A 24,102-nucleotide genomic window follows, 5' to 3' on the forward strand; every position below is an offset into this window, starting at 1 on the left:
ACAAGACACGAAAAGGATCCGCTATGAAACTCACCGCCCAGGGCTCTATCCTGGATCTCTCGCATCCGCACGTTATGGGCATACTTAACGTCACGCCGGACTCATTCTCCGACGGTGGCACGCATAACACGTTGGTTGAGGCGGTGAAGCATGCGAATTTGATGATCAACGCCGGGGCGACAATTATTGATGTCGGCGGTGAATCTACGCGCCCTGGCGCGCTGGATGTTAGCGTTGAAGAAGAGCTGGAGCGGGTGATCCCGGTGGTTGAAGCCATCGCTCAGCGTTTTGAAGTTTGGATCTCCGTCGATACCTCTAAACCTGAGGTGATCCGCGAATCCGCCCGTGTCGGGGCACATATCATCAATGATATCCGCTCACTGAGTGAGCCTGGCGCATTAGAAGCGGCGGCGGAAACGGGGCTGCCAGTCTCGTTGATGCACATGCAGGGCAATCCAAAAACGATGCAGGATGCGCCGAAATACCAAGATATCTTCGGTGAAGTAAATCAATACTTTGTCGATCAGATCGCCCGCTGCGAGCGAGCGGGAATCTCAAAAGATAAATTGTTACTCGACCCCGGGTTCGGTTTCGGTAAAAATCTCTCTCATAACTATGCATTACTCGCACGCTTGGCAGAATTCCATCACTTTGGACTACCACTGTTCGTCGGCATGTCGCGTAAATCGATGATTGGTCAGCTGTTGAATGTGGGACCATCAGAGCGTTTGAGCGGCAGTTTGGCGTGTGCGGTGATTGCAGCTATGCAGGGCGCACATATTGTTCGCGTCCACGATGTAAAAGAAACTGTAGAAGCGATGCGTGTGGTTGAGGCCACCCTGTCAGCGAAGGGAAATAAACGTTATGAGTAATCGCAAATATTTTGGTACCGATGGGATCCGTGGCCGTGTAGGCGACGCGCCAATTACCCCTGATTTCGTTTTGAAATTAGGCTGGGCTGCAGGAAAGGTGCTGGCAAGTCACGGTTCGCGCAAAATCATCATTGGCAAAGACACCCGTATTTCTGGCTATATGCTGGAATCAGCGCTGGAAGCAGGTCTGGCAGCGGCAGGTTTATCCGCTTCATTTACCGGCCCAATGCCGACGCCTGCCGTAGCCTATCTGACACGCACATTCCGTGCGGAAGCGGGTATCGTTATTTCCGCTTCGCATAACCCGTTCTATGACAACGGCATTAAGTTCTTCTCCACCAACGGCACTAAGCTGCCGGATGAAGTCGAAGCGGCCATTGAAGCTGAGATGGAAAAAGAGATCACCTGCGTGGACTCCGCTGAGCTGGGGAAAGCGAGCCGTATCGTCGATGCGGCGGGGCGTTATATTGAGTTCTGCAAAGGTACGTTCCCGAACGAGCTGAACCTTAACGAGCTGAAAATTGTGGTCGACTGTGCTAACGGCGCCACTTACCACATCGCACCAAACGTGTTGCGTGAACTGGGCGCGAAGGTTATTACGATTGGCTGCGAGCCAAATGGCGTCAATATCAACGAAGAAGTCGGGGCGACTGACGTTCGCGCACTGCAGGCTCGTGTGTTGGCGGAAAAAGCCGATCTGGGCATTGCCCTCGACGGTGATGGCGACCGCGTGATCATGGTTGACCACGAAGGTAACAAAGTCGACGGTGACCAGATTCTGTACATCATTGCCCGCGAAGCTTTGCGCCAGGGCCAGCTTCGTGGTGGTGCGGTCGGTACGCTGATGAGCAATATGGGTCTGGAAGTGGCGCTCAAGCAGTTGGGAATTCCATTTACCCGGGCGAAAGTGGGCGACCGTTATGTGCTGGAAAAAATGCAGGAGAAAGGCTGGCGCATTGGCGCGGAAAACTCAGGGCATGTGATCTTGCTGGATAAAACAACCACCGGTGACGGTATCGTTGCTGGCCTGCAGGTGGTTGCGGCGATGGCGCGTAACCATATGAGCCTGCACGATCTGTGCAGCGGGATGAAAATGTTCCCTCAGGTGCTGGTTAATATCCGTTACACCAATGGGGAATCCAACCCGCTAGAAAGCGACGCGGTGAAAGCTGCGACGGCGGAAGTCGAAGCTGCTTTGGGTAAACGTGGGCGCGTGCTGTTGCGTAAGTCTGGCACCGAACCTCTGATCCGAGTAATGGTTGAAGGTGAAGATGAAGAGCAGGTGAATGCATTTGCGCATCGTATTGCGGATGCAGTAAAAGCGGTATAAGCGAACGCTAAGTGTCTAAAAAGGCGGCGCTTGCCGCCTTTTTATGAATGTTCTCTGGCGTTTTTGCTGTTTTTTTCCGCAGTTGATACAATGTGTGGAAATTGCCCTTGCGAAGGTCATTCGCTTTGGTTAGTATTCACACCCGCTTCAGTGGGAAACATAAGCATCCCGCTTTATTGGTTGAAGCACTTGGTACGCGGTGACCCCGCAAGGAACAGGTTGATTATGTACGAAGCTCTTTTAGTTGTTTTCCTTATTGTAGCCATTGGCCTTGTGGTCCTCGTTATGCTGCAGCAAGGTAAAGGCGCTGATATGGGAGCCTCCTTTGGAGCAGGCGCTTCCGGCACGCTGTTTGGTTCAAGTGGTTCTGGTAACTTCATGACCCGTATGACCGCTGTGTTTGCGACGCTGTTCTTCATCATCAGTCTGGTGCTGGGCAACATCAACAGTAACAAGACCAATAAAGGAAGTGAGTGGGATAACCTGACTGCACCGGCGAAAACCGAGCAGACTCAGCCAGCTGCACCGGCACAGCCGACCAGCGATATCCCGCATTAAGAGTAGTATCTGTGCTGAGGTGGTGGAATTGGTAGACACGCTACCTTGAGGTGGTAGTGCCCTAACGGGCTTGTGGGTTCGAGTCCCATCCTCAGTACCAATATTCCGAAGAAAAGACGCTGAAAAGCGTCTTTTTTTTCGTTTGTAGAATGTGCTGTCATTGTCGGCCGGACAAGGCGTTGGCGCCGCTATCCGGCAATCATACCGGGCTGCGCCTGATGGCGCTGCGCTTATCAGGCCTACAAACGGGTGACCCGGAAAATTGTGCTCCCATCTCTAACGCCTGCGCTCAGCCGGTAAACCGCCACAGAAAATCCACCGCCTCTTCGGCGTAATCAATGCCAATGCGTTTGCTGGCGGCGATCTCCGTTACCGTCTTATCGAACGTTTCAATGGCTTCGCAAATATAGAGCTCTTCGCCCGTTAGGGGATGAAAGTCGAACGTACGGTCGATATTCAGCGCGCGGCAGAGTTTCCCTGGGCCGTTAGACAGGTTTTTTTGCTGGGCGCGGCTGAGGTCGGCAAAGTCTTTATCGTGACGATTTTGCGCAGCGATATCGGTACCAGAAACGATCTCCACGCCCCGAATCAGCACGGCAGAAGCGTCGCCATCTGGGCCGGTCACCACGTTCAGGCAGTTATACATGCCATAAATAAAATAGACGTGCGCGATGCCGCCGGTCCGAAACATGGGCTCATTGCGCACGGTGCGTTTGTTGCCCCACGCGTGGCTGGCTTTATCTATGGTGCTGATATAGGCCTCGACTTCGTTGATACGACCGATGATGCGTCCGGCATCGCTATCACGGACGAGGTAGCAGCCAATCAGCTGCTGCGCCACGGTAACGGCGTCGGCGGCGTAAAAGTGCAAATCTAATTTCTTCACTCTGACATGCTCGTAACGAGGGGGAGGTTAGGTATAGCAATTAGGGGCAGAGGAAACCAGCGGTAAATGGGGGCAGGGAGTGCAGCGGGCAGGATGACGCGCATCCTGCCCGTTATGGCGATGAATTACTTCGCTTTATTTTCCAGATTTTCTACCTGTGGCACACCGTTTACTGAAGACGTAGAGAGAAGCCCGGTTTTGGCATAGCCGAACAGTTTCTCACGGGTGTCGGTGATATCCAGATTACGCATAGTCAGCTGGCCGATACGATCTTCAGCGGTAAACATCGAGTCACCTTTCTCCATCGTCAGACGCTCTGCTTTGTAAGTCAGATTATCGGACACGGTGTTCATGATTGAATAGTCGTTACCGCGACGCAGTTCCAGCGTCACTTCGCCGGTAATCTGGCTGGCTACCCAACGTTGCAGACCATCACGCAGCATCAGCGCCTGAGAGTCGAACCAACGGCCTTGATACAGCAAACGACCCAACTGACGGCCATGAGCGTGATACTGCTCAATGGTATCTTCGTTGTGAATACCGGTCAGCAGACGTTCGTAAGCGATATGCAGCAACGCCATCCCCGGAGCTTCGTAGATGCCACGGCTTTTCGCTTCGATAATACGGTTTTCAATCTGATCGCTCATGCCAAGACCATGACGGCCGCCAATGCGGTTGGCTTCCAGCATCATCTCAACATCATCACTGAAGGTTTTACCGTTCAGCGCGACCGGATGACCCTGCTCGAAGCGAATGGTCACTTCTTCCGCTGCAATTTTTACGTTCTCATCCCAGAATTTCACGCCCATGATTGGGTTGACGATTTTGAGACTAGAGTTCAGGAACTCGAGGTCTTTTGCTTCGTGTGTCGCGCCCAGCATGTTGGAGTCGGTTGAGTATGCTTTTTCAACGGACATCTTATAATCAAACCCGCAGGCGATCATGAACTCGGACATTTCATGACGTCCGCCCAGTTCATCGATAAAATCGGTATCCAGCCACGGTTTGTAAATCTGCAGCTCTGCGTTGGTCAACAGACCGTAACGATAGAAACGTTCGATATCGTTACCTTTATAGGTACTGCCATCGCCCCAGATGTTGACGCCATCTTCTTTCATCGCGGCGACCAGCATGGTGCCGGTGACGGCGCGGCCCAGTGGCGTGGTATTGAAATAGGTCAGCCCGCCGGTGGTGTTATGGAATGCGCCACACTGAATAGCAGCGATACCTTCAGCAACCAACTGCTTACGGCAGTCGATCAGTCGTGCGTTCTCTGCACCATATTCCATAGCGCGACGAGGAATTGCATCATAATCATCTTCATCTGGCTGACCCAGATTGGCAGTATATGCATATGGGACTGCGCCCTTTTGGCGCATCCACAGCAGCGCTGCGCTGGTGTCGAGGCCGCCGGAGAAGGCGATACCAATACGTTGACCTGCTGGAAGATGCTTGAGAATCGTCGTCATAAAGTAAAACCCTGCTTAGAGTGACTGAAGGTGAAATCACCTTTTGCTGTCAGTGAATTTTTATGCAAAATAAATGAGTTTTAATTTAATCATCTTTTGCGCGGGACTGGAAGTGGTTCATGCATTTTTATTCAAAAAAACCGTGGCGCGAGCGTGAGTCACAGGGGGTACCATAACGCGGCTACGGGCGCATTTCTTCTGCATAGAATGTGAGGTTGACAAGCTGTGATCGACATCACTATACTGTAGGTCGGTTTTACGTCCCGTCCTCGGTACCAAATCCCAGCATTATTTGCATCTTTTACTCAAAACGCGTAAAATTTGCCACGTTTCAGGCGCGGGGTGGAGCAGCCTGGTAGCTCGTCGGGCTCATAACCCGAAGGTCGTCGGTTCAAATCCGGCCCCCGCAACCACTTTCCCTTAGAGTTCATTTTCAAATATACTGTGGAGACTTAGGCCTTCGTAGCTAGATTTGAAAAAAAATTCTTTCGGAAGGTTCTCCAGGCCGCAGTTGCGGCTATAGGGTTCAGTTATCTAAAGCCCCGATTTATCGGGGTTTTTTGTTATCTGACTACAGAATAACTGGGCTTTAGGCCCTTTTTTTATGTCTTGGGGGTGGGTTTGTCCACATTAGAGCAAAAATTAACAGAGATGATTACAGCGCCGGTTGAAGCCCTGGGCTACGAACTGGTCGGCATCGAATTTATTCGCGGTCGCACATCCACACTGCGCATCTATATTGATAGTGAAGATGGCATCAATGTTGATGATTGTGCTGATGTGAGCCACCAGGTAAGCGCAGTAATGGATGTTGAAGATCCGATTACCGTTGCCTACAACCTGGAAGTTTCCTCTCCGGGCCTCGATCGTCCTATGTTCACCGCGGAACATTACACGCGTTTTATGGGTGAAGAGGTGACGCTGGTCCTGCGTATGGCGGTCCAGAACCGTCGTAAATGGCAGGGCGTAATCAAAGCGGTGGATGGTGAAATGATCACCGTCACAGTCGAAGGTAAAGATGAAGTGTTCGCGCTGAGTAATATCCAGAAGGCGAACCTGGTTCCCCACTTTTAACAGTCTGGATTGAGGTGAAAAGCCCGCGATGAACAAAGAAATTTTGGCTGTTGTTGAAGCCGTCTCCAACGAAAAGTCGCTGCCACGCGAGAAAATTTTCGAAGCGCTGGAAAGTGCGCTGGCTACAGCAACAAAGAAAAAATACGAACAAGAAATTGACGTTCGCGTAGAAATCGATCGTAAAAGCGGTGATTTCGACACGTTCCGCCGTTGGGTTATCGTCGAAGAAGTGACCCAGCCAACGAAAGAAATTACCTTGGAAGCTGCACGTTACGAAGACGAAAGTCTGAACGTAGGTGAGTACGTTGAAGACCAGATCGAGTCTGTTACCTTTGACCGTATCACCACGCAGACAGCGAAACAGGTTATCGTGCAGAAAGTGCGTGAAGCTGAACGCGCGATGGTTGTTGATCAGTTCCGTGAGCACGAAGGTGAGATCGTCACCGGCGTGGTGAAAAAAGTAAACCGTGACAACATCTCTTTGGATCTCGGCAGCAATGCTGAAGCCGTGATCATGCGTGAAGACATGCTGCCGCGTGAAAACTTCCGTCCAGGCGACCGTATCCGCGGTGTTCTGTACTCCGTACGTCCGGAAGCACGTGGTGCGCAGCTGTTTGTCACCCGTTCTAAGCCAGAAATGCTGATCGAACTGTTCCGCATTGAAGTGCCGGAAATTGGCGAAGAAGTTATCGAAATTAAAGCCGCTGCTCGCGATCCTGGCTCACGTGCGAAAATTGCCGTTAAAACTAACGACAAACGTATCGACCCAGTTGGCGCTTGCGTCGGTATGCGCGGTGCGCGCGTTCAGGCGGTGTCTACCGAACTGGGCGGCGAGCGTATTGATATCGTCCTGTGGGATGATAACCCGGCACAGTTCGTCATCAATGCGATGGCGCCAGCTGATGTTGCATCCATCGTGGTTGACGAAGACAAACACACCATGGATATCGCTGTTGAAGCCGGTAACTTGGCACAGGCGATCGGTCGTAATGGTCAGAACGTCCGTCTGGCTGCTCAACTGAGCGGTTGGGAACTGAACGTGATGACCGTTGATGACCTGCAGGCTAAGCATCAGGCTGAAGCGCATGCCGCCATCGATACCTTCACCAAATATCTCGATATTGATGAAGATTTCGCAACGGTACTGGTTGAAGAAGGCTTTGCAACGCTTGAAGAGTTGGCCTACGTGCCAATGAAAGAGCTGCTGGCTATCGACGGCCTGGATGAAGACACCGTTGAAGCACTGCGCGAGCGTGCTAAAAATGCACTGACCACTCTGGCACTGGCCCAGGAAGAAAGCCTCGGTGATAATAAACCGGCTGACGATCTGCTGAATCTGGAAGGATTGGATCGTGAGATGGCCTTCAAACTGGCTGCCCGTGGTGTTTGTACGCTGGAAGATCTCGCCGAACAGGGCATTGATGATCTGGCTGATATCGAAGGGTTGACCGACGAAAAAGCCGGTGAGCTGATTATGGCTGCCCGTAATATTTGCTGGTTCGGCGACGAAGCGTAATAAACTGTAGCAGGAAGGAACAGTATGACAGATGTAACCGTAAAATCGCTGGCTGCAGAGATACAGACCTCCGTGGATCGTCTGGTACAGCAATTTGCTGATGCTGGCATCCCAAAGTCTGCTGATGACTCTGTGTCCGCACAAGAGAAGCAAACCTTACTGGCGCATTTGAACCGTGAAAACGGTTCTGCCCCGGATAAGTTGACTTTGCAGCGCAAAACGCGCAGTACTCTCAACATTCCAGGTACCGGTGGAAAAAGTAAATCGGTACAAATCGAAGTCCGCAAGACACGCACCTTTGTAAAACGCGATCCGCAAGAGGCTGAACGCCTGGCCGCGGAAGAGCAGGCGCAGCGTGAAGCGGAAGAGCAAGCCCGTCGTGAGGCAGAAGAAACGGCCAAACGCGAGGCGCAACATAAAGCTGAACGCGAGGCCGCAGAACAAGCTAAACGTGAAGCCGCTGATAAAGCGAAACGTGAAGCTGCGGAAAAAGACAAAGTGAGCAATCAACAGACCGACGATATGACAAAAACAGCCCAGGCCGATAAAGCCCGCCGTGAAAATGAAGCCGCTGAGCTGAAGCGTAAAGCGGAAGAAGAAGCACGCCGCAAGCTTGAAGAAGAAGCGCGCCGTGTAGCTGAAGAAGCTCGCCGTATGGCAGAAGAAAATGAGAAGAATGGTGTGAATAACGCTGAACCAACTGAAGACACCAGCGACTATCACGTCACCACTTCTACCCATGCCCGCCAAGCTGAAGACGAAAACGACCGTGAAGTTGAAGGCGGACGTGGCCGTGCTCGCACAGCGACAAAAGCTGCGCGCCCTCAGAAGAAAGGCAACAAGCACGCTGAATCTAAAGCTGACCGCGAAGAAGCACGTGCAGCTGGTCGTGGTGGTAAAGGCGGCAAGCGTAAAGGTTCTGCTCTGCAACAGGGCTTCCAGAAGCCAGTTCAGGCCGTTAACCGTGACGTTGTGATTGGCGAAACCATCACCGTTGGCGATTTGGCGAACAAGATGGCAGTCAAAGGCTCTCAGGTCATCAAAGCGATGATGAAACTGGGTGCAATGGCGACCATCAACCAGGTTATCGACCAGGAAACCGCACAGCTGGTTGCCGAAGAGATGGGCCACAAAGTTATCCTGCGTCGTGAGAACGAGCTGGAAGAAGCGGTAATGAGCGACCGTGATACCGGTGCTGCAGCTGAGCCGCGTGCACCAGTCGTGACCATCATGGGTCACGTTGACCACGGTAAAACCTCTCTGCTGGACTACATTCGTTCTACGAAAGTGGCCTCAGGCGAAGCGGGCGGCATTACTCAGCACATCGGTGCGTACCACGTTGAAACTGACAACGGTATGATCACCTTCCTGGATACCCCGGGGCACGCCGCGTTTACCTCTATGCGTGCTCGTGGTGCGCAGGCAACGGATATCGTTGTTCTGGTTGTTGCAGCAGATGACGGCGTAATGCCGCAGACCATCGAAGCTATCCAGCATGCGAAAGCAGCGCAGGTGCCGATTGTTGTTGCAGTGAACAAAATCGATAAGCCAGAAGCCGATATGGATCGCGTTAAGAACGAACTGTCTCAGTACGGCGTTATGCCGGAAGAGTGGGGCGGCGAATCTCAGTTCATCCCTGTTTCTGCGAAAGCGGGTACCGGTATTGATGACCTGCTGAACGCTATCCTGCTGCAGGCTGAAGTTCTGGAGCTGAAAGCGGTTCGTAAAGGTATGGCAAGCGGTGCGGTAATCGAATCCTTCCTTGATAAAGGTCGTGGCCCAGTTGCTACCGTTCTCGTTCGCGAAGGTACCCTGAACAAGGGCGATATCGTTCTGTGTGGCTTTGAGTATGGCCGTGTTCGTGCAATGCGTAACGAACTGGGTCAGGAAGTGCTGGAAGCAGGTCCATCCATTCCGGTGGAAATCCTGGGTCTGTCCGGTGTGCCGGCAGCCGGTGATGAAGTGACCGTGGTTCGTGACGAGAAGAAAGCGCGTGAAGTTGCGCTGTATCGTCAGGGCAAATTCCGCGAAGTTAAACTGGCTCGTCAGCAGAAATCTAAACTCGAGAACATGTTTGCTAACATGACTGAAGGCGAAGTTCACGAAGTGAACATCGTTCTGAAAGCTGACGTTCAGGGTTCTGTAGAAGCGATCTCCGACTCCTTGCTGAAACTGTCTACCGACGAAGTTAAAGTGAAGATTATCGGTTCTGGCGTAGGTGGTATCACCGAAACCGACGCAACCCTGGCTGCTGCATCTAACGCAATCCTGGTTGGCTTCAACGTTCGTGCGGATGCTTCTGCGCGTAAAGTGATTGAATCCGAAAGCCTGGATCTGCGCTACTACTCCGTCATCTATAACCTGATCGACGAAGTGAAAGCGGCAATGAGCGGTATGCTGTCTCCAGAACTGAAACAGCAGATCATTGGTCTGGCTGAAGTTCGTGACGTGTTCAAATCACCGAAATTTGGTGCAATCGCGGGCTGTATGGTTACCGAAGGTACCATCAAACGTCACAACCCAATCCGCGTTCTGCGTGACAACGTGGTTATCTATGAAGGCGAGCTGGAGTCCCTGCGCCGCTTCAAAGATGACGTTAACGAAGTCCGTAACGGCATGGAATGTGGTATCGGCGTGAAGAACTACAACGACGTTCGCGTTGGCGATATGATCGAAGTGTTCGAAATCATCGAGATCCAACGTACGATTGCGTAAGGTTGGTTGGGTGTAGGCCGGATAAGGCGGTTACGCCGCCATCCGGCAATGTCATGCCTGATGGCGCTACGCTTATCAGGCCTACTGCCCTGCATAATCGAATTATTTTCAAAAGGGGCTGAATGCCCCTTTTTTGTCTGGAGAATTTATTATGGCGAAAGAATTTGGTCGCCCGCAGCGCGTGGCTCAGGAGATGCAAAAAGAGATTGCTCTCATTCTGCAGCGCGAAATTAAAGACCCACGTCTGGGCATGATGACGACCGTATCTGGCGTTGAAATGTCCCGTGACCTGGCCTATGCCAAAGTGTTTGTGACCTTCCTGAACGATAAAGATGAAGCGGCGATTAAAGCCGGCATCAAAGCGTTGCAGGAAGCTTCCGGCTTCATCCGTTCGCTGCTGGGTAAAGCCATGCGTCTGCGCATCGTGCCGGAACTGACCTTCTTCTACGACAACTCGTTGGTTGAAGGGATGCGCATGTCTAACCTAGTCAGCAACGTGGTGAAGCATGACGACGAGCGTCGTGTGAACCCGGACGACAGCAAGGAGGACTGATGAGTCGTCCTCGTCGTCGCGGCCGTGATATCCACGGCGTATTGTTGCTGGACAAGCCGCAGGGCGCATCCAGCAACGATGTGCTGCAGAAGGTTAAGCGTATTTATAATGCCAACCGCGCCGGGCATACCGGTGCGTTGGATCCGCTGGCAACCGGCATGCTGCCGATTTGCCTCGGCGAAGCCACCAAGTTCTCCCAGTATCTGCTGGACTCTGACAAACGCTATCGGGTCATTGCGCGCTTAGGGCAGCGTACCGATACCTCGGATGCAGATGGCCAAATTGTGGAAGAGCGTCCGGTGACCTTCAGTGATGCGCAGCTGGCTGAGGCGTTGGAGAGTTTCCGTGGTGACACCCAGCAGGTGCCGTCCATGTACTCTGCGCTGAAGTATCAGGGCAAAAAGCTTTACGAATACGCTCGCCAGGGAATTGATGTCCCGCGTGAAGCGCGCCCGATTACCGTCTACGAACTGCTGTTTATTCGTCACGAAGGTAACGAGCTAGAGCTGGAAATACACTGCTCGAAAGGCACCTATATTCGAACCATCATTGACGATCTGGGTGAGAAGCTCGGCTGCGGCGCGCACGTTATTTTCCTGCGTCGCCTAGCCGTCAGTAAATACCCAGTTGAGCGTATGGTGACGCTTGAGCAGTTGCAGGCGCTGGTTGACCAAGCGCAGCAGCAGGGCGTGGCTGCCGCGGATCTACTGGACCCGCTATTGATGCCAATGGACAGTCCGGCTTCGGATTTCCCGGTGGTGAATCTGCCGGTCACTTCGTCGGTGTATTTCAAGAACGGTAATCCGGTGCGCACCAACGGTGCCCCACTGGACGGACTGGTTCGTGTCACCGAAGGTGAAGAGGGTAAATTCCTCGGCATGGGTGAAATCGATGATGAAGGCCGCGTGGCCCCACGCCGTCTGGTTGTTGAATACCCCGAGTCAGTCTGACTCTGTGGCTTGCGATAATAGAGCGCTGCGGGTAGAATATCGCGGCTTAACGTCCGCCTGATTGTTTAACAATTGGCGAACGTTATATCAGGGGTTGCTGAATTAGAGATCGGCACCCTTTCTTTCTTTTAAATTTGGAGTTCAAAATGTCTCTAAGCGTTGAAGCTAAAGCACAAATCGTTTCTGAGTTTGGTCGTGGCGCAAACGACAGCGGTTGCACCGAAGTTCAGGTTGCACTGCTGACTGCACAGATCAACCACCTGCAGGGTCACTTCTCTGAGCACAAAAAAGATCACCACAGCCGTCGTGGTCTGCTGCGTATGGTTTCTCAGCGTCGTAAACTGCTCGACTACCTGAAACGTAAAGATGTTGCACGCTACACCGCGCTGATCGAGCGTCTGGGTCTGCGTCGCTAACTCTAGCGAGTTTCAGAAAGAGGGGCCTTTATGGCCCCTTTTTTCCACCAGATGACAGCAATTTTGAGAAAAACTACCCGTAAAATAACTGCTTGATGTTAGCGCTAATCCATCTCACTGAGACAATATTGAGCTGGAATTGCCAACGCAGCAGTATTTTGAAAGATAACGGGTATAATGTATTGTTGTTGTGCACATTCTTCGTTGCAGAGGTTCGCGCGGCTAATGAGAGGCTTTACCCAGACCGGGTTAGGGTTGTCATTAGTCGCGAGGATGCAAAGAAGATCGGTTTCATTGGTGGCTCCACCATAAGGTGTTCCGCCGCATATTAAGAAAGGATAGAATTTTGCTTAATCCGATCGTTCGTAAGTTCCAGTACGGCCAACACACCGTTACGCTGGAAACCGGCATGATGGCGCGTCAGGCGACTGCAGCCGTTATGGTTAGCATGGATGACACCGCGGTATTCGTTACCGTTGTCGGCCAGAAAAAAGCGAAACCAGGCCAGGACTTCTTCCCGCTGACCGTAAACTATCAGGAGCGTACCTACGCTGCTGGCCGTATTCCGGGTAGCTTCTTCCGTCGTGAAGGCCGTCCAAGCGAAGGCGAAACCCTGGTTGCGCGTCTGATTGACCGCCCAGTTCGTCCGCTGTTCCCGGAAGGCTTTGTTAACGAAGTCCAGGTTATCGCAACCGTGGTTTCCGTTAACCCACAGATCAACCCAGATATCGTGGCGATGATCGGTGCATCCGCTGCGCTGTCTCTGTCCGGTATTCCTTTCAACGGCCCGATCGGCTCTGCACGCGTTGGTTATATCAATGACCAGTACGTACTGAACCCGACTCAGGACGAGCTGAAAGAAAGCAAACTGAACCTGGTTGTTGCCGGTACCGAAGGTGCTGTGCTGATGGTTGAATCCGAAGCAGAACTGCTGAGCGAAGACCAGATGCTGGGTGCTGTCGTGTTTGGTCACGATCAGCAGCAGGTTGTTATCAAAGAAATCAACGAGCTGGTAAAAGAAGCCGGCAAACCACGTTGGGATTGGCAGCCTGAAGCGGTAAACGAAGCGCTGAACGCGCGCGTTGCTGCGCTGGCAGAATCTCGTCTGAGCGATGCTTACCGCATCACTGACAAGCAGGAGCGTTACGCTCAGGTTGACGTGATCAAATCTGAAGCCATTGCTCAACTGACTGCAGAAGACGAATCCCTGGACGCTAACGAACTGGGTGAAATCCTGCACGCTATCGAGAAAAACGTTGTTCGTAGCCGCGTACTGGCAGGCGAACCACGTATCGATGGCCGTGAAAAAGACATGATCCGTGGTCTGGACGTTCGTACTGGCGTACTGCCACGTACTCACGGTTCCGCACTGTTCACCCGTGGCGAAACTCAGGCGCTGGTTACCGCGACCCTGGGCACCACCCGTGATGCGCAGAACCTTGACGAACTGATGGGCGAGCGCACTGACAACTTCCTGTTCCACTACAACTTCCCTCCGTACTGCGTAGGCGAAACTGGCATGGTTGGTTCTCCTAAGCGTCGTGAAATTGGTCACGGTCGTCTGGCGAAACGCGGCGTGCTGGCAGTGATGCCGGATCTGGACAAATTCCCGTACACCGTACGTGTTGTGTCTGAAATCACCGAATCCAACGGTTCTTCTTCCATGGCTTCCGTGTGTGGTGCTTCCCTGGCGCTGATGGATGCGGGCGTGCCGATTAAAGCGGCCGTTGCAGGCATCGCGATGGGTCTGGTGAAAGAAGGCGACAACTACGTTGTTCTGTCTGACATCCTGGGCGACGAAGATCACCTGGGCGATATGGACTTCAAAGTTGCGGGTTCCCGCGACGGTATCTCTGCGCTGCAGATGGATATCAAAATTGAAGGCATCACCAAAGAGATCATGCAGGCTGCTCTGAACCAGGCTAAAGGTGCTCGTCTGCACATCCTGGGCGTGATGGAACAGGCGATTAATGCGCCACGCGGCGATATCTCTCAGTTCGCTCCGCGTATCCACACCATCAAAATCAGCCCAGACAAGATCAAAGACGTGATCGGTAAAGGCGGTTCTGTTATTCGTGCTCTGACCGAAGAAACAGGCACCACCATCGAAATCGAAGATGACGGTACCGTTAAGATCGCGGCGACCGACGGTGAGAAAGCGAAATACGCTATCCGTCGTATCGAAGAGATCACTGCAGAAATCGAAGTAGGTCGTATCTACAACGGTAAAGTGACCCGTATCGTTGACTTTGGCGCATTCGTTGCCATCGGTGGCGGTAAAGAAGGTCTGGTACACATTTCTCAGATCGCTGATAAGCGCGTTGAGAAAGTGACCGACTATCTGCAGATGAACCAGGAAGTGCCGGTTAAAGTTCTGGAAGTTGACCGTCAGGGCCGCGTACGTCTGAGCATCAAAGAAGCAACCGAGCAGTCTTCTGCCGCACCGGAAGCTCCGGTAGCAGAACAAGGCGAGTAAGGTTTGCCTTTTGCCCTCCGCGCTTGCGGAGGGCACATTTAGCTGGCAGGATGCCTTGTTTGCAGGCGGGGGACAGGACGTTCATCCAATTGTTGTCTTCGGGAGTGGGAAATGAAGCCTTTTTTGCGCTGGTGTTTCGTTGCGACAGCACTCACGCTGGCCGGATGCAGCAACTCTGCCTGGCGTAAGAGTGAAGTCCTCGCGGTGCCATTGCAACCGACGTTACAGCAGGAAGTAATCCTGGCACGCATGGAACAAATACTTGCCAGTCGGGCTTTAACCGATGATGAACGCGCACAGCTTTTATATGAGCGCGGAGTGTTGTATGATAGTCTTGGTTTGAGAGCACTAGCGCGTAACGATTTTTCGCAAGCGCTGGCTATCCGACCCGATATGCCTGAAGTATTCAACTACTTAGGCATTTATTTAACGCAGGCAGGCAATTTTGATGCTGCCTATGAAGCGTTTGATTCTGTACTTGAGCTTGATCCAACTTACAATTATGCGCACTTAAACCGCGGCATCGCACTTTATTACGGTGGCCGTGCAAAGTTAGCGCAAGATGATCTGCTGGCGTTTTATCAAGACGATCCCAATGATCCTTTCCGCAGTCTGTGGCTATATCTCGCTGAGCAGAAGCTCAATGAGAAGCAGGCTAAAGATGCGTTGAAGCAACGCTTCGACAAATCGGATAAAGAACAATGGGGATGGAACATTGTCGAGTTCTACCTGGGCAACATTGACGAAAAAACGTTAATGGAACGCCTGAAGGCGGACGCAACGGATAACACCTCGCTCGCTGAGCATCTCAGTGAAACCAACTTCTATTTAGGTAAGTACTACCTAAGTCTGGGGGACAGGGACAGCGCTACGGCACTGTTCAAACTGGCGGTTGCCAACAACGTACACAACTACGTTGAGCACCGATACGCATTGTTGGAATTAGCGCTCTTGGGCCAGGAGCAAGACGACCTGGCAGAATCGGACCAGCAATAGCTGACGTACACATCAGCCCGTAATCACATTTGATTGCCATCACCTTCGCGGGTGAGGGCGTTGTTGTTCGTTAATACACCTACTTTGAGCCGGTTCACACTTTTAATGAAAATTACCGAAAATTTTCACGATAAGTTATGTAGACTGGCCGCCATTAATTTTGAGGCACACGTACTACATGGCTGAATTCGAAACCACTTTTGCAGATCTGGGGCTGAAAGCTCCTATCCTTGAAGCCCTTAACGATCTGGGTTACGAAAAACCATCTCCGATCCAGGCTGAGTGTATTCCACACCTGCTGGGCGGCCGCGATGTTCTGGGTATGGCCCAGACGGGCAGCGGTAAAACCGCAGCCTTCTCTCTTCCGCTGCTGAACAACCTTGATCCTGAGCTGAAAGCACCACAGATTCTGGTGCTGGCCCCGACCCGCGAACTGGCGGTTCAGGTGGCTGAAGCAATGACTGAATTCTCTAAACATATGCGCGGCGTAAACGTGGTTGCCCTTTACGGCGGCCAGCGTTATGACGTGCAGTTACGCGCCCTGCGTCAGGGGCCACAGATTGTTGTCGGTACCCCAGGTCGTCTGCTGGACCACCTGAAGCGCGGCACTCTGGATCTCTCTAAACTGAGCGGTCTGGTGCTGGACGAAGCTGACGAAATGCTGCGTATGGGCTTTATCGAAGACGTTGAAACCATCATGGCTCAGATCCCAGAAGGTCATCAGACCGCTCTGTTCTCTGCAACCATGCCGGAAGCGATTCGTCGTATTACCCGTCGCTTTATGAAAGATCCGCAGGAAGTGCGCATCCAGTCTAGCGTAACGACTCGCCCAGACATCAGCCAGAGCTTCTGGTCTGTCTACGGCATGCGTAAAAACGAAGCGCTGGTACGTTTCCTGGAAGCGGAAGATTTTGATGCGGCGATTATCTTCGTTCGTACCAAAAACGCGACTCTGGAAGTGGCTGAAGCGCTGGAACGTAGCGGCTACAACAGCGCCGCACTGAACGGTGACATGAACCAGTCTCTGCGCGAGCAGACTCTGGAGCGTCTGAAAGACGGTCGTCTGGACATCCTGATTGCTACCGACGTTGCGGCCCGTGGCCTGGACGTTGAGCGTATCAGCCTGGTTGTTAACTACGACATCCCGATGGACTCCGAGTCTTACGTTCACCGTATCGGCCGTACCGGTCGTGCGGGTCGTGCTGGCCGTGCGCTGCTGTTCGTTGAGAACCGCGAGCGTCGTCTGCTGCGCAACATCGAACGCACCATGAAGCTGTCCATTCCAGAAGTTGAACTGCCAAACGCAGATCTGCTGGGCAAACGCCGTCTGGAAAAATTCGCCGCGAAAGTACAGCAGCAGCTGGAAAGCAGCGATCTGGATCTGTACCGTGGTCTGCTGGCGCAAATCAAGCCAACGGCTGAAGGCGAAGAGCTGGACGTTGAAACGCTGGCAGCAGCACTGCTGAAAATGGCACAGGGCGAACGTTCTCTGATCGTTCCACCAGATGCGCCAATGCGTGCTAAGCGTGAATTCCGTGAGCGCGACGATCGTTTCGAACGTCGTGGTGATCGTAACGATCGCAATGACCGTGGCCCACGTGGTGACCGTCCAGAGCGTAGCGGTGAAGATCGTCCTAAGCGTGAACGTCGTGACGTTGGCGATATGGAACTGTACCGCATTGAAGTTGGCCGTGATGACGGTGTTGAAGTGCGTCATATCGTTGGCGCGATCGCTAACGAAGGCGACATCAGCAGCCGTTACATCGGTAACATCAAGCTGTTTGGTACCCACTCCACTATCGAACTGCCAAAAGGCATGCCGGGCGAAGTGCTGCAGCACTTTACGCGTACTCGCATCCTGAACAAACCAATGAACATGCAGCTGATGGGCGACGCGCAGCCGCGTCCTGACCGCGGTGGTCGTGGTGCTGGCGGTGGCGAGCGTCGTGAAGGCGGCCGTGCTTTCGGCGGTGAACGTCGTGAAGGCGGTCGTGGTTTCGGCGGCGAGCGTCGTGAAGGCGGTCGTGGTGATGGTCGTCGTTTCAGCGGCGAACGTCGTGACGGTGGTAACCGTGCGCCACGCCGTGATGATGCTGGTGCAGCGCCGCGTCGTGATGACTCCGCAGGTCGTCGTCGTTTCGGCGGTGACGCATAAGCCTCACAGCTTATTAGCGTAAAGTAAACGATACAGCCCCGATCTTTATGATTGGGGCTTTTTTTATTTCATTTGTACTCGTGTACTGGTACAGTGCATCACATTGAAATGCAGTAGCAAAATAATACACTGGAGATAAGGCTGTATGGCGACACTAACCACCACCCAAACGTCACCTTCGCTGCTTGGCGGCGTGGTGATCATCGGCGGCACAATCATTGGGGCGGGGATGTTCTCCCTGCCGGTCGTGATGTCCGGTGCGTGGTTCTTCTGGTCGATGGTGGCGTTGGTCTTTACCTGGTTCTGCATGCTGCATTCGGGGCTGATGATCCTTGAGGCAAACCTCAACTACCGTATTGGTTCAAGCTTCGACACCATCACCAAAGATTTGCTGGGTAAAGGCTGGAACGTTATTAACGGCATCTCTATCGCCTTTGTGCTTTACATTCTGACCTATGCATACATCTCGGCGAGCGGTTCGATTTTGCACCACACCTTTGCCGAAATGTCGCTGAACGTCCCGGCGCGTGCCGCTGGCTTTAGCTTTGCGCTGCTGGTCGCTTTTGTGGTGTGGTTAAGTACCAAAGCGGTGAGTCGGATGACGGCCATCGTGCTGGGCGCGAAGGTGATTACTTTCTTCCTGACTTTCGGCAGCTTGATGGGGCACGTTACCCCGGCTACGTTGTTTAACGTTGCGGAAAGTCATGCCTCTTACACCCCTTATCTGCTGATGACGCTGCCGTTCTGTTTGGCCTCGTTTGGCTATCACGGCAACGTACCAAGCCTGATGAAATACTATGGCAAAGATCCGCGCACCATCGTGAAATGCTTGGTATACGGCACGCTGCTGGCGCTGGGGCTATACACCGTTTGGTTGCTGGGGACGATGGGTAATATCCCGCGTCCGGAATTTATCGGGATTGCACAGAAGGGCGGCAACATCGATGTGCTGGTGCAAGCGCTGAGCGGTGTGCTGAATAGCCGCAGTCTGGACCTGCTGCTGGTGGTGTTCTCAAACTTTGCGGTGGCGAGTTCTTTCCTCGGGGTGACGCTGGGTCTGTTCGACTACCTAGCGGATCTGTTTGGTTTTAATGACTCGGCGCTAGGCCGCTTTAAAACTGCACTACTGACCTTCGTGCCGCCGATTATTGGTGGGCTGTTGTGGCCAAACGGCTTCCTGTATGCCATTGGCTATGCAGGGCTGGCGGCGACTATCTGGGCGGCCATTGTTCCGGCGCTGCTGGCACGTAAATCCCGCAAGCGTTTTGGTAGCCCGAAATTCCGCGTTTGGGGTGGCAAGCCGATGATTGCGCTAGTGCTGGTGTTTGGCGTGGGTAATGCGCTGGTGCATGTGCTGTCGAGTTTTAATCTGCTGCCGGTTTATCAGTAAGGTATTCACCCCTCATCCTAACCCTCTCCCCATGGGGGAGAGGGGACTGTCCGGTACAGTTTTCACTTCCTGCTAAGGGGAAGCGGACTGCTCGGTGTGGTTTTCCCCCTCGCCCCTTTGGGGAGAGGGCCGGGGTGAGGGGAATAAACCGCACTATCCCAACAATTCCTGCTTCACATCCATCGCCAAATCAAATGAATGCAAACGTGCCTGATGGTCAAAAATCTGTCCGTTAACCATAATCTCATCCGCTTGGGTTTCCCGCAGAATAGATTCCAGCCCGTGACGCACCTTCGCTTTATCGCCCACCAGCGACATCCGCAGCGCTTGGTCGACGCCGTATTTCTCTGACGGTGACCAGAAGTGCTCCATCTGTTGAATCGGAGGCGGCAACTGCCCGGTTTCGCCACGACGCAGCTTGGTAAATGCCTGCTGCATCGAAGTGAAGAGGAACTCGGCATCGCGGTTGCTATCGGCGGCAATGATATTAATGCACACCATGGCATACGGTTTTTCCAGCCGCGCCGACGGCTTGAAGTTCGTACGATAGAGATGCAGCGCCTGATGCAGCATGTCTGGGGCAAAATGCGAGGCAAACGCAAACGGCAGGCCAAGCTGTGCCGCCAGCTGTGCGCCGTACAGACTCGAGCCTAAAAGCCACACGGGGATTTTCTCGCCATAGCCCGGCACCGGACGTACCTGAGGGTTGGGATCGCGGGCATCAAACCAGTCGACCAACTCGGCGACATCGCGGGGGAAGTTATCAATATCGCCGCTCATATGACGGCGCAGCGCACGCATCGTGGGCTGATCGCTACCCGGTGCGCGGCCAAGACCGAGATCGATACGGCCTGGATAGAGTGTATTGAGCGTACCGAACTGCTCGGCTATCACCAGCGGTGAGTGGTTCGGCAGCATGACGCCACCGGAACCCAGATGCAGGGTCGTAGTGTTGGCAGCCAAATAGCCAATTAACACCGAGGTCGCCGCGCTGGCGATGCCGGTCATGTTGTGGTGTTCCGCCAGCCAATAGCGGTGATAGCCGCGTTTTTCAGCAAGTTGGGCGAGGCCAAGTGAATGGGAGAAGGCTTCCCGCGCGGAGGAACCCTGCGGGATCGGTGCGAGATCGAGCACCGAGAATGCTACGGTTTTGTCAGTCATAAAGGCTCACTTTGCTAGCTGCTAATCTTTTCATACTGCATTAAAGAATAGTGAATGTGATTAACAAAGTGAGCTTTATACGGCGGAACATGCCTGATGGCGCTGCGCTTATCCGGCCTACAATGCATCAGTAGGCCGGATAAGGCATTTATGCCGCCATCCGGCGAAGCGTGTTACGCCTGCAGCTCCAGCCCTGCCAGACGCTTCCAGTAACCGTTACAGTCGCTGTTGGCGGTCAACTGCAACGGAGCATTGCCGCTCTCATTGGCGCGGAAGGCATCGAGCATAGCGAAGGTCTCATTGCCCATCGGAGACAGGCGAACCATATCGACCAGCCCGTGCATAGAAGTCAGCTCATTGCCCAAGTTATACACATAGCCGCTCATGGTCTGAATACCGTTAAGCACGAAGACCTGCTGATTTTCCTGCGACAGCATACTGCGCCCGGTTGGGTACTTAATGCAGCAGGTCTCGCATTCATCTTTCGGTTTATCTTCCGAACGAGCGGTAAAACAGCGGGCGGAATAAGCCAGCGGCAGGTGGCCGTAGCTGAGTACTTCCACTTCAAATTTATCGCGAATGCCCAGCTTTTCACACTGGTTAAGCAGATTCACCAGCCAGTCGCGCGACAGCTCAACCGGCATACACCAACGCACCATGCCTTGTTTTTGCAGCAAGCGCAGGGTAACCGCGTTGTAGCAGTTCAGCGCATGGCCGGCCACAAACGGCAGCTTGCGATCGGCGCACAGATTGACGACGCCCAGATCGCTGGCTTCCACCAAAAAATCACCGTTTTCGACATAGCGTTTCAGCTCGCCCAGTTCGGACGAAGCCTGCACCAGCGCTAAGGTTGAAAGCACAACCTGCTTGCCGCTGCCAGCGAGCGATTTGGCCATGTCCAGCCAGTCGCCGACTTTGGTGGCGCGACGCTTACTGCACACCGCTTCGCCGAGATAAATGGTATCGGCGCTGCTGGTGGCGGCCTGCTGGTAGAAATCTTCCAGCGTCTCTTTTGACCAGTAATAAAGCACTGGCCCTAATGAATATTTCATTGCTATTCCTACTGCCATTTACGGTGATACGCACCGAGGGTGGTCTGAGTGCCTTCGGACATAGAGCCAAGCGCTTCCATCCATGAGGACTGCGGGACGAAGTTTTGTGGATCGGCCTTGCAGCGGTCAATCGCCTGACGCCAGACTTTCGCCACCTGGCTCACATACGCCGGGCTACGCTGACGACCTTCAATTTTCACTGATGCGATATTGGCAGCAAGCAGCTCCGGCAGCAGCTCCAGCGTATTGAGACTGGTTGGCTCCTCCAGCGCGTGATAGCGCTCGCCATCGACCAGATAACGGCCTTTGCACAGCGTCGGGTAACCGGCATTTTCACCATCTTGATAACGGTCAATCAGCACTTCGTTCAGACGTGACTCCAGCCCCTGCGGCGTCTGCTGCCAGCGCACGTAACGCGCAGGTGAACAGGCGCCCACGGTATTGGGTGACTCACCGGTCAGGTAAGAGGAAAGATAGCAGCGGCCTTCAGCCATAATGCACAGGCTGCCAAAAGCGAACACTTCCAGCGGCACCGGCGTTACGCGGGCTAGCTGTTTGACCTGATGAATGGATAGCACGCGCGGCAGAACCACGCGGGCGACGTCAAAGTTGCGGTGATAGAAATTAATCGCTTCTTCATTGGTCGCCGATGCCTGAACGGAGACATGGCGCTCAATATGCGGATAACGTTCTGCGGCATACTCGAGCATCGCGAGGTCGGCTAAGATCAGCGCATCCGCGCCCAGCTGCGCCGCCATATCGACCGCCCGTTGCCAGCGCACGTAACCATCGGGATGTGCAAAGGTATTGATGGCGATATGCAATTTGCGGTTATGCTGGTGGACGAAGTTTACCGCTTCCTGCAGTTTCTTCTCGGTGAAGTTAAGACCGGCAAAATGACGGGCGTTGGTATCATCCTTAAGCCCGATATACACTGCATCGGCGCCGTTTTCGATAGCCGCTTTAAGCGCCGGGAGATTTCCGGCAGGGCAGAGCAACTCCATAATTCATCCTGAGTAGCGGCCCAGCAGGGGCGCATTATTGTTAATGAATAGGGATTTTAGTTAACCTATCGCTAATCATTTTTGATTTGAGGCAGACAAAAGCGTATTGGTGACCCCAATAATCCCTCTGCCTCACGACATAATTGTTGATTTACGCCGCTATGTCGTTTATCTGATATGGCAAAATAACGGAACTATTGCATTCAGGGAGTAAAGCTTGTGTTGGATAAACTGCGTTCACGTCTGGTCCATGTAGCGCCAACTTTGATGAGCGTCCCGGTGAAATTTACGCCGTTCGCCCTTAAACGCCAGGTTCTGCAGCAGGTGTTAAGCTGGCAGTTCAGCCAGGCGCTCAATGATGGTGAACTGGATTTTCTCGACGGCCGCTGGTTAAGTATTGAGGTGCGCGATATTGGCCTCAAATGGTTCACCTCGGTACAGAACGACCGCTTAATTGTTAGCGACACTGCCCAGGCGGATGTGAGCTTCAGTGCGGATGCCAGCGACTTACTGATGATCGCTGCGCGCAAACAGGACCCAGATACGCTCTTTTTCCAGCGCCGGCTGGTGATTGAAGGCGATACGGAACTGGGTCTCTATGTCAAAAACCTGATGGATGCCATTGAGCTTGAGCAGATGCCAAAAGCGCTGCGCGTGATGCTGATGCAGCTGGCTGATTTTGTCGAAGCTGGCCTAAAATCACCATCAGAAACTAAACATACATCGGTAGGTGAGCCATGCTGATTCGAGTAGAAATTGGAATTGATGCCCCGGGAATCGACGCCCTGCTGCGTCGCGCTTTCAACGGTGATGGCGAAGCCAATCTGGTTCGTGAGCTGCGTGAAGACGGCCTGATTACACTGGGCTTAGTCGCAACAGATGACGAAGGTCATGTCGTGGGCTACGTCGCTTTTAGTCCGGTCAGCGTTGAAGGTGAAGAGCTGCAATGGGTTGGTCTGGCACCAATCGCGGTTGATGAAGAGTACCGTGGTCAGGGGCTGGCGCGGCAGATGATCTACGAAGGTCTAGATTCGCTTAACGAGTTTGGCTATGCGGCAGTCGTGACGCTCGGCGAGCCTGCGCTGTATGGCCGCTTCGGTTTTGAGCGTGCTGCGCAGTACGATTTGCGCTGCCGTTGGCCGGGTAGCGAAGAGGCGTTCATGGTCCATCCTCTGGCAGAGGATGCGCTACAAGGCGTGCATGGTCTGGTTGAGTATTCTACCCCATTCAACCAGTTTTAAGGCCGTTTAGTAACGTTTCAAATGAACCGTCACCTGCGACGAGGCGCTCTTTTTGGCGCTTCGTCAGCTGCTTTATGCGGTACTCAAGGCGCAACGCCTGCGAGTGCTCGCCCACTTCACCGTAAAATGCCAGCGTCAACTCACCTTTGCCGCGCAGCGCTTTCGCCCCTTTACCGCTTTGATGCTGGTGGAATCGCCGTTCAACATCGGTGGTGATACCGGTGTACAATTTGTTGTCCTCGGTTCGGACGAGATAAAGAAACCAACGCACGTGTGCCAACCTGTCTA

At 53.3% G+C, this 24,102-nt stretch carries 22 protein-coding genes and 2 tRNA genes; 18 read left to right on the forward strand and 6 right to left on the reverse strand.

The window, feature by feature from the left end; genetic code table 11:
- Nucleotides 1–23 precede the first annotated feature (23 nt).
- The 4 genes from folP to AB4K05_RS00430 all read left to right on the forward strand — a co-directional run bounded on the left by folP (nucleotide 24) and on the right by AB4K05_RS00430 (nucleotide 2,860).
- On the forward strand, nucleotides 24–872 hold the full coding sequence (folP, locus tag AB4K05_RS00415) for a dihydropteroate synthase (RefSeq protein ID WP_368478097.1): 849 nt from the start codon (nucleotides 24–26) through the stop codon (nucleotides 870–872).
- The gene (gene glmM, locus AB4K05_RS00420; protein ID WP_368478098.1) at nucleotides 865–2,202 is read left to right on the forward strand and encodes a phosphoglucosamine mutase; all 1,338 of its coding nucleotides are present in this window, start codon (nucleotides 865–867) and stop codon (nucleotides 2,200–2,202) included. The genes folP and glmM overlap by 8 nt, the downstream gene beginning before the upstream one ends.
- Nucleotides 2,203–2,427: 225 nt before the next feature.
- Complete coding sequence (secG, locus tag AB4K05_RS00425) at nucleotides 2,428–2,760, forward strand: preprotein translocase subunit SecG (protein ID WP_368478099.1); 333 nt, start codon at nucleotides 2,428–2,430, stop codon at nucleotides 2,758–2,760.
- Between the two features lie 13 nt (nucleotides 2,761–2,773).
- Nucleotides 2,774–2,860: transfer RNA gene (locus tag AB4K05_RS00430), tRNA-Leu, on the forward strand.
- A gap of 189 nt (nucleotides 2,861–3,049) precedes the next feature.
- On the opposite strand, the gene AB4K05_RS00435 is transcribed toward AB4K05_RS00430, so the two are convergent.
- Together AB4K05_RS00435 and argG are read right to left on the reverse strand one after the other, a co-directional pair.
- Nucleotides 3,050–3,646: a DNA-3-methyladenine glycosylase gene (locus tag AB4K05_RS00435; protein ID WP_368478100.1), complete on the reverse strand. Its 597-nt coding sequence runs from the start codon at nucleotides 3,644–3,646 to the stop codon at nucleotides 3,050–3,052.
- Nucleotides 3,647–3,771: 125 nt separating this feature from the next.
- Nucleotides 3,772–5,115: an argininosuccinate synthase gene (argG, locus tag AB4K05_RS00440; protein WP_368478101.1), complete on the reverse strand. Its 1,344-nt coding sequence runs from the start codon at nucleotides 5,113–5,115 to the stop codon at nucleotides 3,772–3,774.
- A gap of 336 nt (nucleotides 5,116–5,451) precedes the next feature.
- On the opposite strand from argG, the gene AB4K05_RS00445 reads away from it, so the two are divergent.
- The 12 genes from AB4K05_RS00445 to mtr all read left to right on the forward strand — a co-directional run bounded on the left by AB4K05_RS00445 (nucleotide 5,452) and on the right by mtr (nucleotide 19,356).
- Nucleotides 5,452–5,528: transfer RNA gene (locus AB4K05_RS00445), tRNA-Met, on the forward strand.
- Between the two features lie 208 nt (nucleotides 5,529–5,736).
- On the forward strand, nucleotides 5,737–6,189 hold the full coding sequence (gene rimP, locus AB4K05_RS00450) for a ribosome maturation factor RimP (protein WP_061281677.1): 453 nt from the start codon (nucleotides 5,737–5,739) through the stop codon (nucleotides 6,187–6,189).
- A 28-nt stretch (nucleotides 6,190–6,217) separates the two neighbouring features.
- Nucleotides 6,218–7,705, forward strand: a complete 1,488-nt coding sequence (nusA, locus tag AB4K05_RS00455) for a transcription termination factor NusA (protein WP_368478102.1) — start codon at nucleotides 6,218–6,220, stop codon at nucleotides 7,703–7,705.
- A gap of 24 nt (nucleotides 7,706–7,729) precedes the next feature.
- Nucleotides 7,730–10,420, forward strand: a complete 2,691-nt coding sequence (gene infB / locus AB4K05_RS00460) for a translation initiation factor IF-2 (protein WP_368478103.1) — start codon at nucleotides 7,730–7,732, stop codon at nucleotides 10,418–10,420.
- A gap of 151 nt (nucleotides 10,421–10,571) precedes the next feature.
- Nucleotides 10,572–10,973 (forward strand): 30S ribosome-binding factor RbfA, encoded by a 402-nt coding sequence (gene rbfA / locus AB4K05_RS00465; protein ID WP_368478104.1) that lies wholly within the window; start codon nucleotides 10,572–10,574, stop codon nucleotides 10,971–10,973.
- Nucleotides 10,973–11,923: a tRNA pseudouridine(55) synthase TruB gene (gene truB / locus AB4K05_RS00470; protein ID WP_368478105.1), complete on the forward strand. Its 951-nt coding sequence runs from the start codon at nucleotides 10,973–10,975 to the stop codon at nucleotides 11,921–11,923. Before rbfA ends, truB begins: the two co-directional genes overlap by 1 nt.
- 146 nt (nucleotides 11,924–12,069) lie before the next feature.
- Entirely contained in the window at nucleotides 12,070–12,339 is a 270-nt protein-coding gene (rpsO, locus tag AB4K05_RS00475; protein ID WP_368478106.1) for a 30S ribosomal protein S15, read from the forward strand.
- A gap of 346 nt (nucleotides 12,340–12,685) precedes the next feature.
- Nucleotides 12,686–14,815, forward strand: coding sequence for a polyribonucleotide nucleotidyltransferase (gene pnp / locus AB4K05_RS00480; protein WP_368478107.1), 2,130 nt, complete (start codon nucleotides 12,686–12,688; stop codon nucleotides 14,813–14,815).
- 111 nt (nucleotides 14,816–14,926) lie between these two features.
- Nucleotides 14,927–15,811 carry a lipoprotein NlpI gene (nlpI, locus tag AB4K05_RS00485; RefSeq protein WP_368478108.1) on the forward strand — a complete coding sequence of 295 codons (885 nt, stop codon included), beginning with the start codon at nucleotides 14,927–14,929 and terminating at the stop codon, nucleotides 15,809–15,811.
- A gap of 105 nt (nucleotides 15,812–15,916) precedes the next feature.
- Nucleotides 15,917–15,997 carry a protein YrbN gene (gene yrbN, locus AB4K05_RS00490; RefSeq protein WP_187590287.1) on the forward strand — a complete coding sequence of 27 codons (81 nt, stop codon included), beginning with the start codon at nucleotides 15,917–15,919 and terminating at the stop codon, nucleotides 15,995–15,997.
- Nucleotides 15,990–17,966, forward strand: a complete 1,977-nt coding sequence (locus AB4K05_RS00495) for a DEAD/DEAH family ATP-dependent RNA helicase (protein WP_368478109.1) — start codon at nucleotides 15,990–15,992, stop codon at nucleotides 17,964–17,966. The genes yrbN and AB4K05_RS00495 overlap by 8 nt, the downstream gene beginning before the upstream one ends.
- Before the next feature lie 145 nt (nucleotides 17,967–18,111).
- Entirely contained in the window at nucleotides 18,112–19,356 is a 1,245-nt protein-coding gene (gene mtr / locus AB4K05_RS00500; RefSeq protein WP_368478110.1) for a tryptophan permease, read from the forward strand.
- 153 nt (nucleotides 19,357–19,509) lie between these two features.
- Here mtr and AB4K05_RS00505 read toward each other — a convergent pair whose 3' ends face one another.
- From AB4K05_RS00505 to AB4K05_RS00515, 3 genes are all read right to left on the reverse strand, one after another.
- Entirely contained in the window at nucleotides 19,510–20,517 is a 1,008-nt protein-coding gene (locus AB4K05_RS00505; RefSeq protein WP_368478111.1) for a luciferase-like monooxygenase, read from the reverse strand.
- A gap of 173 nt (nucleotides 20,518–20,690) precedes the next feature.
- Nucleotides 20,691–21,569 (reverse strand): U32 family peptidase, encoded by an 879-nt coding sequence (locus tag AB4K05_RS00510; RefSeq protein ID WP_368478112.1) that lies wholly within the window; start codon nucleotides 21,567–21,569, stop codon nucleotides 20,691–20,693.
- 8 nt (nucleotides 21,570–21,577) lie between these two features.
- Complete coding sequence (locus tag AB4K05_RS00515) at nucleotides 21,578–22,573, reverse strand: peptidase U32 family protein (protein WP_368478113.1); 996 nt, start codon at nucleotides 22,571–22,573, stop codon at nucleotides 21,578–21,580.
- 219 nt (nucleotides 22,574–22,792) lie between these two features.
- Between AB4K05_RS00515 and AB4K05_RS00520 the strand changes: the two genes are divergently transcribed.
- Together AB4K05_RS00520 and AB4K05_RS00525 are read left to right on the forward strand one after the other, a co-directional pair.
- Nucleotides 22,793–23,317, forward strand: a complete 525-nt coding sequence (locus AB4K05_RS00520) for an SCP2 domain-containing protein (RefSeq protein WP_368478114.1) — start codon at nucleotides 22,793–22,795, stop codon at nucleotides 23,315–23,317.
- Entirely contained in the window at nucleotides 23,311–23,814 is a 504-nt protein-coding gene (locus AB4K05_RS00525; RefSeq protein ID WP_368478115.1) for a GNAT family N-acetyltransferase, read from the forward strand. Before AB4K05_RS00520 ends, AB4K05_RS00525 begins: the two co-directional genes overlap by 7 nt.
- Here the strand turns inward: AB4K05_RS00525 and AB4K05_RS00530 are convergent.
- Nucleotides 23,801–24,085: a GIY-YIG nuclease family protein gene (locus tag AB4K05_RS00530; RefSeq protein WP_368478116.1), complete on the reverse strand. Its 285-nt coding sequence runs from the start codon at nucleotides 24,083–24,085 to the stop codon at nucleotides 23,801–23,803. The genes AB4K05_RS00525 and AB4K05_RS00530 overlap by 14 nt on opposite strands.
- Nucleotides 24,086–24,102: the final 17 nt, after the last annotated feature.

It is taken from the genome of Kluyvera sp. STS39-E, assembly GCF_040932435.1.
Lineage (GTDB): Bacteria > Pseudomonadota > Gammaproteobacteria > Enterobacterales > Enterobacteriaceae > Kluyvera.

Bases quoted from the DNA above. Each gene is read 5' to 3' on its own strand.
- folP (WP_368478097.1), top strand. From the start codon at position 24: ATGAAACTCACCGCCCAGGGCTCTATCCTGGATCTCTCGCATCCGCAC.
- glmM (WP_368478098.1), top strand. From the start codon at position 865: ATGAGTAATCGCAAATATTTTGGTACCGATGGGATCCGTGGCCGTGTA.
- secG (WP_368478099.1), top strand. From the start codon at position 2,428: ATGTACGAAGCTCTTTTAGTTGTTTTCCTTATTGTAGCCATTGGCCTT.
- argG (WP_368478101.1), bottom strand. From the start codon at position 5,115: ATGACGACGATTCTCAAGCATCTTCCAGCAGGTCAACGTATTGGTATC.
- nusA (WP_368478102.1), top strand. From the start codon at position 6,218: ATGAACAAAGAAATTTTGGCTGTTGTTGAAGCCGTCTCCAACGAAAAG.
- infB (WP_368478103.1), top strand. From the start codon at position 7,730: ATGACAGATGTAACCGTAAAATCGCTGGCTGCAGAGATACAGACCTCC.
- rbfA (WP_368478104.1), top strand. From the start codon at position 10,572: ATGGCGAAAGAATTTGGTCGCCCGCAGCGCGTGGCTCAGGAGATGCAA.
- truB (WP_368478105.1), top strand. From the start codon at position 10,973: ATGAGTCGTCCTCGTCGTCGCGGCCGTGATATCCACGGCGTATTGTTG.
- rpsO (WP_368478106.1), top strand. From the start codon at position 12,070: ATGTCTCTAAGCGTTGAAGCTAAAGCACAAATCGTTTCTGAGTTTGGT.
- nlpI (WP_368478108.1), top strand. From the start codon at position 14,927: ATGAAGCCTTTTTTGCGCTGGTGTTTCGTTGCGACAGCACTCACGCTG.
- yrbN (WP_187590287.1), top strand. From the start codon at position 15,917: ATGAAAATTACCGAAAATTTTCACGATAAGTTATGTAGACTGGCCGCC.
- AB4K05_RS00495 (WP_368478109.1), top strand. From the start codon at position 15,990: ATGGCTGAATTCGAAACCACTTTTGCAGATCTGGGGCTGAAAGCTCCT.
- mtr (WP_368478110.1), top strand. From the start codon at position 18,112: ATGGCGACACTAACCACCACCCAAACGTCACCTTCGCTGCTTGGCGGC.
- AB4K05_RS00505 (WP_368478111.1), bottom strand. From the start codon at position 20,517: ATGACTGACAAAACCGTAGCATTCTCGGTGCTCGATCTCGCACCGATC.
- AB4K05_RS00510 (WP_368478112.1), bottom strand. From the start codon at position 21,569: ATGAAATATTCATTAGGGCCAGTGCTTTATTACTGGTCAAAAGAGACG.
- AB4K05_RS00515 (WP_368478113.1), bottom strand. From the start codon at position 22,573: ATGGAGTTGCTCTGCCCTGCCGGAAATCTCCCGGCGCTTAAAGCGGCT.
- AB4K05_RS00525 (WP_368478115.1), top strand. From the start codon at position 23,311: ATGCTGATTCGAGTAGAAATTGGAATTGATGCCCCGGGAATCGACGCC.